The sequence below is a fragment of the Amycolatopsis sp. NPDC102389 genome (assembly GCF_044765885.1).
GTDB lineage: Bacteria > Actinomycetota > Actinomycetes > Mycobacteriales > Pseudonocardiaceae > Amycolatopsis.
Map to the genome: position 1 here is coordinate 12,003 of NZ_JBIWKX010000090.1, position 12,021 is coordinate 24,023.

Here is a 12,021-nt window from a genome sequence, read left to right on the forward strand (position 1 = left end):
TTTTTGTTCACTATTACCCCCAACGCCTTGTGCGCCCCTTGCGGGGTGGGGGGGGATTTGGGTGGGTGGGGGGGTGGTTTGGTGTGTTTTGTTTATAAACCCCAACCCCCCACCCACGACCAAAGCGACCGCGGCCAAAAGGAACACTCCACAAGCGACGGCCGCCGACACCTGTAACCCAGTCGTGCAAGCGATCCGGGCGGCGTCGAGCAGTTCGCCGGCCAAACGCGACGGCAGGCCCGAGACGGCCGCTTCGGCCTGTGCCGGGCCCGACAGGGCGAGCAGCCGCGCCGGTTCGGGCACGCCGGCAGGGACGATCAGGTGCCCCGCGTATACCGCGGCGGCCAGGGAACCGAACACCGTAGTCCCGAAACCGGCGCCCAGTTCGTAGCCGGTCTTCTCCACCGCCGCGGCGCCGCCCGCCTGGTCCGCCGACGTCGCCGAAAGCAGGGTGTCGGTGCTCGATGTGAGCGCGAGCGCCATCCCCAGGCCCAGCCCGGTCAGCCCGCAGCCGAGCAGTAACGGCGAGGTCAGCGCGGCCGAACCCGCCGAGGGGACCAGCAACGACACCGCCGCCACCGCGAACCCGACTGTGCGGACCCGCGCGTTGCCGAACCGTCCCAGCAGTGAAGGCGTCACGACACTGCCGACGGCCGACGCGCCGAGTACCAGAAGCAGCCAGCCCGCCGCCGCCGTGGGCGAAAGTCCGAGCACCACCTGAAGGTATTGGGCGAACAGCAGGCCGAGCCCGACGAGCGTGCTCATCACCAGCAGGACCCCGCAGACCGCGGCGCGCACACCCGGCCGCCGGAACAGGGCGAGGTCCAGCAGCGGCGGATCGGTCCGGCGCTGGCGGCGCAGGAACAGTCCGATGAGGACACACCCGGTGACGCCCGAAGCGACGGCCGTGGTCCAGGAGCCCGGATGCCCGACGGCGAAAGCGATCCCGAGGACACCGCCCGCGGCGAGGACGGCGCCGATCGCGTCCCACGGTCCCCGGCCCGGCGGATTCCGGGGGAGCCACCGCAGCGCGAGGACCACCGCCGCCAGGATCACCGGCGGATTCAGCAGGAACGTGGCCCGCCAGCCCCAGGACTCCACGAGCACTCCACCGAGGATCGGCCCGAACACCGAGCCGGTGCCCGCGATCCCGCTGCACACCGCGATCGCCGTGCGGCGACGCCGCTGGTCCGGGAAAAGTTCGCGGAGCAGCGACATCGTCACCGGCATGATCATCGCGCCGCCGCAGCCGAGCAGCGCGCGAAAGCCCAGCAGCACCGGGACGTTCGGCGCGAACGCGCAGCCGAGCGACGCGATCCCGAACACGACGTACCCGGCGACCAGTACGCGCCGCCGCCCGTACCGGTCGCCGAGGGTGCCGAACGGCAGCAGCAGCGGCGCGGCGGTCAGCGGGTAGATCGCCACGATCCACACCTGCGCCGCCGCGCCCGGCCGCAGCTGCCGGACGAGGTCGGGCAACGCGACGTGCAGCACGGTCGCGTCGACCGCCACGAGGAAGAGCCCGGCGCCGAGTACCGCCAGCAGCGGCCAGGCGCGGTCGACCGCTCGCTCGGCCCGGGCCGTGGTCACAGGAGTCCCGTCAGATGCCTCGCCACGACATCGACGTGCGGCGGATCGACCACCGACAGGTGATGCGCCTCGACCGGCACGATCTCCAGCGCCGGGCACAACTCCGCCCAGCCCGCCGCGAGATCCGTGCGCGAATACCGGGGCTCCATCGCCAGCCCGGCCGCGTACTGCTCGGTCGCCCGGTAGAGCACGACCCGGCCGTCGTAACGGCGGGGCGTACCGCGTTCGGCCGCCAGCGTGTCCAAAAAGGACTGACGCTGGTGCCGGAGCACGCCGGGGCTGAGCAAGCCCGCTTCGGCGACCCGCCGCATGGTCAGCTCGATCTGCTCCTCTTCGGACAGCGGTGCGAGCTCCTCGTGGCCGAGCCGAACTTCGCGGCCATAGGTCCCTTCGACGTAGCCGGTGAAGCGCAGGAACCGCCGGGCGGACGACGCCCTCGCATCGAGGTCCGGTTCCGGAAGCGGGAGCATCGTGTCGATCAGCGCGACGAACTCGACCTCCTCGCCTTCTTCGGCGAGCCGGGCGGCGACGCCGTAGGCCAGCGCCCCGCCGAAGGACCAGCCCGCCAGCCGGTACGGCCGTTCGCGACGTTGCTCCCATACCAGCGGCAGCAACTGCTCGACCCGTTCCTCGATGCTGACGCCGGGAACGCGTTCGAACCCGACGCACGGCACCGACGCGGGCAGCCGCTCCAGCAGCGGCCGGTACACGGTGCAGGTGCTGCCACCAGGGTGGAACAGCAGCAGCGGCGCGACTCCGGCCTCGCCCGGAGCGAGGACGTGCACCGGCCCCCGCTCCTCCCGCGTGTCGAGGATCGCGCGGGCGACGTCGGCGATGGCCGCGAGCGAATCGTGCCGTCGGAGTTCGGCGGCGTCGACAGGAGTGTCGAGCTCGGCGCCGAGGCCCTCGGCGAGCAGTTCGGCGAGGCGGTCCGGGGTGCCGGTCTCGGTGAGCCTGACGTGCGTGCCGGTCGCTTCGATGCCGGTGTGCTCCTGCCACAGGCGCAGCACCAGGCGGTCCGCCGCGTCCCAGGCACGACCGCGGGACGGCAGCGGTTCCTCGTTCTCGCGGGGCGAGAGATCCCGGCTGAGGTCGGCGAGGGTGGCGCCCCGGAGCACGCTGACGGCGTCGGGTTCGGTGCCGAACTCCCGGCGGACGGCCTCGCGGACCCGGTTCGCCATCAGGGAATCCAGGCCGAGTTCGACCAGCGGGACGTCGGCGTCGAGGCGGTCGGGACGCAGCCCCATCACGGCGGCGACGATCTCGGTGAGCCGGTCGCCTCCGCAGCTCCGCGCGGATTCCGGCGCCGGGGTGCGTGCCGCGAACGACGGCGGTTCTTCGGCGGTGGTGTACCAATGCCGTTCGTGCCGCCACGGCATCGGCGGGACGTCGACCAGCCGGGCGCCGTCGCCCGGATCGGCGGTGGTGATCCGGGTGCCCGCGCAGTACAGCGCGGCCGCGGCGGCGCCCAGCGCGCGGACCTCGTCCTGGCCCCGGCGCAAGGTTCCGCTGACGAGCGCGTCGTGGATCCCCTCGGCTTCGAGCGTCCTCGCCACCGAACCCCGCAGGATCGGATGCGGCGACACTTCGAGGAAGACGCGGTGCCCGTCCGCGGCGGCGGCCGCGACGGCCTGCCGGAACCGCACGGGGCGACGCAGGTGCGCGGCCCAGTACCCGGCGTCGAAGTCCGGCAGCTCTCGCGGATCGGCCAGAACCGTGTCGTACCAAGGCACCGTCGGACGACGGCCGCCCAGTTCGACGAGTGCCTCTCGGAGCGCGGGAAGCACCGGGTCGACGCGGGCGGAATGCCCGGCGACCTCGACCGGCAGCCGCCGCGCCCGCAGCCCGGCGGCTTCGAGTTCCGCGACCAGGAGGTCGAGCACGGTCGCGTCGCCGGCCACGGTCAGCTGCCCCGGCGCGGATTCGACGGCGAGTTCGATGTCCGGATACAGGTCCAGTTCCTCCGGCGCCAGTTCGACCGCCGCCATCGCGCCGCCGGGCCCGATGGTGCCGAGCAGCTGGGCGCGGGTCGCGACCAGGTGGACGGCCTCGTCAGGGGTGAGCACACCGCTCACCACGGCGGCCGCCGCGGAGCCGAGGGAGTGCCCGACGACGGCCGCGGGCCGGACCCCGAGCGCCTCCCACTGGGCGGCGAGCGCGATCTGCGTCCCGAAGATGGCCGTCTGGATTTCGGGCAGGGACAAGGGATCCCCGCCGGTGAGCAGCGCGCGCAGCGAGCGGCCGGTGTGCTCGGTGAACAGGTCGTGGAGCTTGTCGACCTGGGCGGCGAACGCGGGCTCGTCGGCCAGCAGTCCCTGTCCCATGCCCGGCCACTGGGAGCCGTGACCGGAGAACACGAACACCGGGCCGTCGGTGCTCCGGGCGGTGCCGGTGACCGCGCCCGCGGGCAGTGGATCGGCGCCGGAGCCGACGGCACGCAGCAACCCCGCCAGTTCGTCGGTGTCCCCGGCCACGAGAGCGGTGCGGTGCGGACCGCCGTTGTCGCGCCGGGAGAGCGTGTGGGTGACGTCGGCGAGGGACACCGACGGCGTCGAGTCCAGCCAGTTCGCCAGCTGCGTCGCGCGTTCGGTGAGGCGGTCGTGGGTACGGGCGGACAATAGTCCGATCCGGACGTCGGCACGATCCGGGACCGGTTCCGGCGACGGCGCCTGTTCGAGGACGACGTGCGCGTTGGTCCCGCCGAAGCCGAACGCGGACACCCCCGCCGTGGCGCGGCCGGAGCGGCGTGGCCACGGCGTCGGTTCGGTCACCACCTTCAGGCGCAGGTCGTCGAACGGGATGTGCGGATTGGGGGCGGTGAAATGCAGCTGTGGCGGCAGTTCGTCCCGGGTCATCGCGAGGACGACCTTGATCAGCCCGGCGATCCCCGCGGCCGCCTCCGCGTGCGCGATGTTGGTCTTCACCGAGCCGATCAGCAACGGAGCGTCGGCCGGGCGGTCCTTGCCGAGCACCGCGCCGAGCGAACGCGCCTCGATCGGGTCGCCCAGCAACGTGCCGGTGCCGTGCGCCTCGACGTAGTCCACAGTGGACGGATCAAGCCGGGCGCCGTGGTACGCCGTGCGCAGCATGTCCTGCTGGGCGACGGGGTTCGGCGCCGCCATGCCCTGGGACCGGCCGTCGGAGTTGACCGCGGTGGAGCGGATCACCGCCAGCACCCGGTCGCCGTCGTACTCGGCGTCCGCCAGCCGCTTGAGCACCACGACACCGCAGCCCTCGGCGCGCGCGATGCCGTCGGCGTCCGCGGCGAACGTCTTGCAGCGGCCGTCCCCGGCGAGCAGCCCCGCCGCGGCGAACGCGGCCGTCGGGCCGGGCAGCAGCATGAGGTTCACCCCGCCCGCCAAGGCCAGATCCGCCTCGCCGTCGCGCAGCGCGCGGACCGCGTGGTGCACCGCGACCAGGGACGAGGAGCAGGCGGTGTCCACCGCCATGCTCGGCCCGCGCAGATCGTAGAAGTAGGAGAGCCGGTTGGCCGAGATGCTCCCCGCCGCGCCGGTGGCGGTCCACAGATCCACCTCGCCGCCCGACATCGTGAGATGGCCGTAGTCGTGGGTGGAGATCCCGGTGAACACGCCGGTCCGGCTGCCGCGCAGGGAGGCCGGGGCGATCCCGGCGTGTTCGAGCGCGGTCCAGGCGACCTCCAGCAGCATCCGCTGCTGCGGGTCCATTGTGGACGCTTCACGCGGAGCGATCCCGAAATGGTCCGCGTCGAAACCGGCCACGTCGTCGAGGAAGCCGCCGACGATCGGTGCGGCATCGGCGTTCCACCGGCCCGGCGGCGCGGTCCGGACGGCGTCCCGTCCGCTGCGCAGGAGTTCCCAGAACTCGTCGAGGCCGTCCGCGCCCGGCCAGCGACAGCCGAGGCCGACGACGGCGATCGGGTCGGTCCGGCGACGGTCCGTGCTCGTCTGCTCGGGCTCGGGTTCGGTGCCGCCGGTGAGCGATCGGGCCAGGTGCTCGATGGTCGGGCTTTCCCACAGCAAGGTGGCCGGCAACGGGGTGCCGAGCAGGTCTTCGAGATCGGCGGCGATACCGACGGCCTGACGGGAGGACAGGCCGTAGTCGCTGAGCGGGCGGTCGGCTTCGAGCCGGACCGCGTCGACGCCGAGGTGCCCGGCGACGGTGTCCAGCAACCAGCGGCGCACTGTGGGGGTGTCGAATGACGGGTTTCTCATCGCGCCAAGGCCTTTCCGTAATCGCCTGCGAGGTAACGGTCGCGGCAGGCGCTCCGCGCGATCTTGCCGCTGGAAGTCCGCGGGACCAGGCCCGCCGGGACGAGCACGACGTCACGCAACGCGAGGCCGTGCGCGTCGGAAACGAGCCGGCGGATCACCACGGCGAGCGCCCGCTCGTCCTCCGTGGTCAGCGCCGTGTGGCCGCGGTGCTCGGCGACGACGACCGCGGCTTCGGTGTCGGTGCCTTCGACGGCGAACGCGGCGACACTGCCGGGGCGGATGTCGCGGTCGGCCGAGGCCGCCGTCGCTTCGACGTCCTGCGGGTAATGATTACGGCCGTCGACGATGAGCAGGTCCTTGATCCGGCCCGCGATGTAGACCTCGCCGTCGTACCGGACACCGAGGTCGCCGGTGCGCAGCCAGGGACCGGCCGGCAGCCGGTCATGGTCGCCGGTCAGCCGGGCGCCGAAGGTTTCGGTGCTCTCCAAGGGTTTCTGCCAGTAACCCGTGCCGACGTTGGGGCCGTGGACCCAGATCTCGCCGACCGAACCGTCCTCCAGCGCGACGCCGGTTTCCGGGTCGACCAGCGCGACGTGCTGCCCCACCGGGACACCGCAGGCGACCAGCCGGAGACCGTCGTCCGCGGGCCGTGCCGTTCCGGCTCCCAGCGCGGCGCGGTCGAACGTGGTGACCCGCGGGGGAGCGCCGGGGCCGGTGGTGACGAAGACGGTCGCCTCGGCCAGCCCGTACGCGGGCCGGGTCTTGTCCGGGGTGTATCCGGCCTCGGCGAAGGTGTCGTGGAAGCGGTCGAGCACGCCGGGGTTGATCGGCTCCGCGCCGTTGACGATCGCGGCGACGCGGTCGAGACGGAGCTTGGCGCGGTCTTCGTCGCGCACGCGGCTCGCGGCGTAGTGGAACGCGAAATTCGGCGCGGCGCTCCAGCTCGCGTTGTGGTCGCCGAGCAGTTCCAGCCAGCGCACCGGGCGCTCGATGAAGGCCAGCGGATCCATCAGCACCGACCGCATGCCCATCGCCAGCGGCGTGATCAAGCCGAGCACGAGACCCATGTCATGGAACAGCGGCAGCCACGACACCGTGGTCCCCGCCGGTTCGATGCCGAGCCCGTGCGCCGCCTGGCTGACGTTGGCGAGCACGTTCTCGTGGGTCAGCACCACGCCGGCCGGGCTGCGCGTCGAACCGGAGGTGTACTGCAGGTACGCCACGTCGTCCGGCGCCGGGGCCGGGGCGGGCCAAGCGCGGACGGGGCCCGCCTTGTCGGCCGCGACGACCGTGACGTGCTCGCCGCCGGGCAGGCCCGCCAGGAACTCGCGGACCGCGTCCTCGGCCGCGGCGGTGGTGATCACCGCGGTGGGGGAGCAGTCGGTCAGCACCGCGGCGAGCCGTCCGGCGTGCCCGGGCAGCCCGGGGTCGAACAGCGGCACGGCGATCGCCCCCGCGGCGATCGCGCCGAGGAAGGCGACGACGTAATCGGCGCTCTGCGGGCACAGGACCGCGACCCGATCACCGGGCTGCACGGGCAGCGCCCCGGCGACCGCGTCGACGCGCTCCTGGAGTTGTTTCCAGGTCAACGTCCGACGGCGCCCGGCACGATCGGTCGCGAAGTCGGCGAAGGTCACCGCGGGCCGGTCGCCGTCGGCGTCCGCCCAATGCCGGAGGCAGTCGGGGAGGGTGGGGCCGGCCGTGGCGGGCAGGTTTTCGGGGGCCAGGGACATGGCGTCTCCTCGGGGTGTTTCGGGGTGCGGGGGAATCAGCGGCCGAGCGGACCGGCGGCGTGCCGCCAGGCGGCGACGGCGAACGCGTCGAGATCGAGGCCGGTCGTTCCGGCGTCACGAAGCACGACCAGCACGTCGTCGGCGGCGATGGCGACGGTGCGCAGACGTAGCCCCGGCAGCTCGGGGGGCTGGCCGGGTAACGTCAGGAGTTGTTCGTAGGAAAGGGTTTTCGCGCCCGGGACGGCGGGAGCGGGGTGGACGGTGACGGTCGACACCGCGGTACCGGCCACGTCGTCGACCGTCACCTTCGAGCACCGCCCGGCCTGTGCGGCCCACGCCGTCAGATCGGGCGGGTTCGTCATACGGGCGACCAGTTCGGACACCTGGCCGCCGGGTACCGCGGACTGGAAACCCTGGCCGGTGGCGCCGGTGCCGACCAGCCTGCCGTGGACGACGTCGTCGCAGCCTCCGACGTCCGTCCTGCTCTCCGCGCGGTCCGAAGTGGACAATGCCGCCGCCAGGTCGAAACCGTCACGCACGGACGCGTGTGGGACGGTTTCCGGTGGCAGCAGGGCGGCGTCCGGAACAGTGGGGGAGGGCGGTGCCGGCGCGGCCTGAATCGATTCTCCGGGAGTGCCGGAAATGGTCGCGACCGCGGCGGCGGAAACGACGAGTGCGCGAATTCGGGCAGCCATGAATAGCCCTTTCGGAAGGGTCCGTGGGGAGGTCGTGGTCCCTTCGGTGGGACGCGGGCGCCGGGGTCGCGTCAGGGAACGCCGAACCCGGGCGGCATGACGAAGGCTACGACGGGAAATCGAATACCGGAAGGCATCAAGAGAACGTAAAAGTCCTTCGTGTACAGGGTGTGACCTGCGACTTCCAGGCTTTTCGCTGGTGCGCGGGCCAGTCTGGTACTGCCGTGCCACAGTCGCTCACCGTCCGTGAGTGACGGGTCACCCTGATGGGGGAGGCCGAACGATTTCTTGTTTCCCTTGTATTCATATTGTCCTCCCGGATTGTGGGCAGGAAAATTGCCTGGACGGCTCACTTCTGCTTAATGTGGCGACACCGCCGAGCGTCTTTCTCGGGTAATCGCCGTCACATTTTCGAATTCTGTCGAACGACCGGGGCAAAGGATCACGTATGCGCATTACTTCAAGGCAGCTGCGGGTCGTCGCGTCGCTGATGGCCGCAACCTGCTTGCTGCCGGGCGTCGCCGCGGCCCCGGCGCGAGCCGACAGCGGTGTCCCGGATGCCAGGGCCGACGACGGCACGCACGTCGTCGCCCAGACCACTGTGGACGGTGACCCGCGGATGCTGGACCTCACCGTGCGCTCGGTCGGTGTCGGGAGTTATGCGATGGTCCGGCTGATCCTGCCGTCGGGGTGGCACGCCGAACCGGACCGGAAGTGGCCGGCGGTGTACCTGCTCGCCGGCGAGACACGGTTGCAGGACTATCGCGGCTGGACCGCCAACACCGACATCCGGAAACTCGCCGACGACTCCGGGGCGCTGGTGGTGATGCCGGGCTCCGGTTCCGCCGGGTTCTTTTCCGACTGGTGGAATTACGGCAAGAACGTCGTGCTCAACCAGTGGGAGACGTTCACCGCGGTCGAAATCCCGCAGCTGATCGACCGCGGCTATCGCGGCGACGGGCGCCGGGTGGCGGCGGGGCTCTCGCTCGGCGGATACGGCGCGGTGGAACTCGCCGCCCGGCGGCCGGGGGTCTTCCGGTTCGCCGGGTCGTTCAGCGGCAACCTCAACCCCACGGGCCCGTACGGCGAACTGCTGACCAGCGCGATCGTCGCCTCGGCCCGGCAGGACCCCGAAGCGCTCTGGGGCGACCGCCGGCGCGAGGCATCCCGCTGGGACGCGCACGATCCGCTGGTGAACGCCGACCGCCTGCGCGGCACCGAGCTGTACCTGTCGACGGGCAACGGCCTGCCGGGGCCGTTCGACGGGAAGCTCCCGGTCGACGTGCTGCCCGGCGCGATGCTGCTCGAATTCCTCTGCTCCGGCCAGACCACCGCGATGGCCGACCGGCTGAACCGGCTCGGCGTGCCGGTCGTGACGGATTTCTACGGGCCGGGCACGCACCACTGGGCGTACTGGCAGGACCAGCTGCACAAGACGTGGCCGCGGATGATGCGCGCCCTTTCCGCGCCGGTGAAGGCGGGGGAGGCGTCGTGACTCGTCCGTCCTTTGTGGTCACCGGGGCGTCGAGCGGGATCGGCCGGGCGTGCGTGGCCGAACTCGTCCGGCGGGACGCCCACGTGTGGGCCAGTGTGCGCACCGACGCGGATGAACGGGAACTTGTTCGTGCGCACGGCGAAGCGGTCACCGTACTGCGGATGGATCTCCGGGATCCGGCGTCGATCGCGGCTTGCGGTGAACAGGTCGCGGCGGCGGGTCCGTTGCAGGGACTGGTGAACAACGCCGGGACGGCCCGGCCGGGACCGCTGGAACACGTCCCGCTCGACGATTTCCGGCAGCAGCTGGAGGTCAACGTCACCGGTCAGCTCGCCGTCACGCAGGCGATGCTGCCCGCGCTGCGCGCCGCGTCCGGTGCCAGGGTCGTGACGGTCGGATCGATGGGCGGGCGGATCGCGGGCCCGATGGTCGGGCCGTATCACACGTCGAAGTTCGCGCTGGTCGGCTTGACCGACAGCCTGCGCGCCGAACTGGCCCCGTCGGGGATCGGCGTCGTCCTCGTCGAGCCGGGCGCCGTCGCCACCTCGATCTGGCCGCGCGCCCGCGCCGCCGCCGAACAGGTGCGCGCCGCCTTGCCGGAGGCCGCGCGGGAAAGGTATGCGGTGCAACTGGAAGAGGCCGAACGGAGTGCGGAACGTTCCGCGCGGAACGGTGTACCGCCCGAGCGGGCGGCACGGGTCGTGGTCCACGCGCTGACCGCACGCCGTTTCGCGCCGAGGTGTCTGGTCGGCCGGGACGCGCGGATCGCCGCGGTGCTGGCGAACCTGCCTTTCCGCCTCCGTTACCGGCTGACGGCGGCGAGGCGATGAGCCGGCTCGTCGTGATCGTCGCTCCGGGTTCGCGGGGCGACGTCCAGCCGTGCATCGCCTTGGGGCGTGGGCTCGACGGCGATCGGGTGCGGGTGCTGGCGGCCGAGCGGTTCCGGACTCTGGTGACCGCGCATGGCCTGGAGTTCGCGCCGCTCTCGGCCGATCCCGGCGAGATCCTCGGTTCGGACGGCGGACGCGAATGGACGGAGGGGCGCACCTTCCTGCGCGGGTTGCGCGGCGCGCTGGCCCCGGTGATGGAGCGGCTGCTGGCGGACGTCCACCGGGGAGCGGCGGGGACGGACCTCGTGCTCGCCCCGACACTGGGGTTCGTCGGCGCGCACCTGGGCGCTTCGCTCGGCGTTCCCGATGTCGAACTGCACTATCAGCCGAGCGTGCCGACGGGGGCCTTCGCGCATCCGCTGGTGCCTTGGGCGGCCAAGGCCGGGCCGTATGGCAGGCGGCTGAGCTTCCGCGCCGTCGACACCGTCGCGTGGCAGGTGCTGCGGCCGGAGGTGGACCGGTGGCGCCAGCGGTCGCTCGGCCTGCCCGCGGCCGGTCTACGCGGGCCTCGGCGGACGGAAACCCCGGTGCTGTGCGGGTTTTCCGACGCCGTGGTGCCTCGGCCGAAGGATTGGCCCGCGAGGGTCCACGTCACCGGATACTGGTTCCTCGAGGCGCCCGCCGGGTGGCGGCCGGACCCGCGTCTGCGGGATTTCCTCGCGTCCGGACCGCCCCCGGTGTACGTCGGTTTCGGCAGTATGCGGCCGTCGGCGGCGGAGCGGACGTTCACGGCCGTCCGCACGGCGTTGCGCCGGGCGGGGTTGCGCGGGCTGCTCGGGACCGATGCCGGATCCGGCGACGACGATCTGCTGACGGTCGGGGACGTTCCGCACGCGTGGCTGTTCCCGCGCACCGCGGCGGTCGTGCACCACGGTGGCGCCGGCACGACCGCGGCCGCGTTGCGCGCGGGCGTTCCTTCTCTGGTCTGCCCGATCTTCTCCGACCAGCCCTACTGGGGCGAGCGGGTCCACCGGCTCGGCGCCGGGCCGCGCCCGCTGCCGCTACAGGAGCTCACCGCGGAGTCGTTGACCGCGCGGCTGCTGGAGCTGTCCGGCAACCTCCTGTTCCGCCGCGGCGCGCAGTACGTCGCGGGGCGGCTGCGTGAGGAGGACGGGGTGGCGCGGGCACGGCAGGTGCTGCGGGAGGTGGGGTGAGGGCGCGAGTGGCGGTCTGGTTCTCGGACCGGCCCTTGGGGGTAGGCGGTACGCGGAGTGTCCACAAGGGACACTTTCCGGCTATGTGGTGTCCGAGTTGTATCTATATGTGCGGTTCTGGCCGGCGTCGTGCAGGGCCGAAGGCTCCTTTCACCGCATTAGACGCGGCGAAGGGAGGGCGGATTCATGCGGTCGTTGCAACATGCTCCATTTAGGACAGTAGCATGTTGAGTTTTTCTTGGGGTGTAAGCCAGTCCAGTGTTTTGCGGGG

The 12,021-nt window shown here is 72.1% G+C and carries 7 protein-coding genes; 3 read left to right on the forward strand and 4 right to left on the reverse strand.

The genetic code is table 11. From position 1 onward, the window contains the following. The 4 genes from ACIRGA_RS38585 to ACIRGA_RS38600 all read right to left on the reverse strand — a co-directional run. The coding region (locus ACIRGA_RS38585; RefSeq protein WP_400951533.1) for an MFS transporter at positions 1-1,590 on the reverse strand (1,590 nt) is incomplete at its 3' end. Continuing rightward, positions 1,587-5,783, reverse strand: a complete 4,197-nt coding sequence (locus tag ACIRGA_RS38590) for a beta-ketoacyl synthase N-terminal-like domain-containing protein (protein ID WP_400951536.1) — start codon at positions 5,781-5,783, stop codon at positions 1,587-1,589. The genes ACIRGA_RS38585 and ACIRGA_RS38590, both read right to left, overlap by 4 nt. Continuing rightward, entirely contained in the window at positions 5,780-7,516 is a 1,737-nt protein-coding gene (locus ACIRGA_RS38595) for a fatty acyl-AMP ligase (protein WP_400951538.1), read from the reverse strand. Before ACIRGA_RS38595 ends, ACIRGA_RS38590 begins: the two co-directional genes overlap by 4 nt. A 35-nt stretch (positions 7,517-7,551) precedes the next feature. Next, positions 7,552-8,211: a hypothetical protein gene (locus ACIRGA_RS38600; protein ID WP_400951541.1), complete on the reverse strand. Its 660-nt coding sequence runs from the start codon at positions 8,209-8,211 to the stop codon at positions 7,552-7,554. Between the two features lie 448 nt (positions 8,212-8,659). On the opposite strand from ACIRGA_RS38600, the gene ACIRGA_RS38605 reads away from it, so the two are divergent. From ACIRGA_RS38605 to ACIRGA_RS38615, 3 genes are read left to right on the forward strand one after another with little or no spacing between them, the layout of a single operon-like run. Then, complete coding sequence (locus ACIRGA_RS38605) at positions 8,660-9,706, forward strand: alpha/beta hydrolase (RefSeq protein ID WP_400951543.1); 1,047 nt, start codon at positions 8,660-8,662, stop codon at positions 9,704-9,706. Continuing rightward, positions 9,703-10,536: an SDR family NAD(P)-dependent oxidoreductase gene (locus ACIRGA_RS38610; RefSeq protein WP_400951546.1), complete on the forward strand. Its 834-nt coding sequence runs from the start codon at positions 9,703-9,705 to the stop codon at positions 10,534-10,536. The genes ACIRGA_RS38605 and ACIRGA_RS38610 overlap by 4 nt, the downstream gene beginning before the upstream one ends. Next, positions 10,533-11,750, forward strand: a complete 1,218-nt coding sequence (locus ACIRGA_RS38615; protein ID WP_400951549.1) for a glycosyltransferase — start codon at positions 10,533-10,535, stop codon at positions 11,748-11,750. The genes ACIRGA_RS38610 and ACIRGA_RS38615 overlap by 4 nt, the downstream gene beginning before the upstream one ends. The last annotated feature ends 271 nt before the right edge of the window (positions 11,751-12,021 follow it).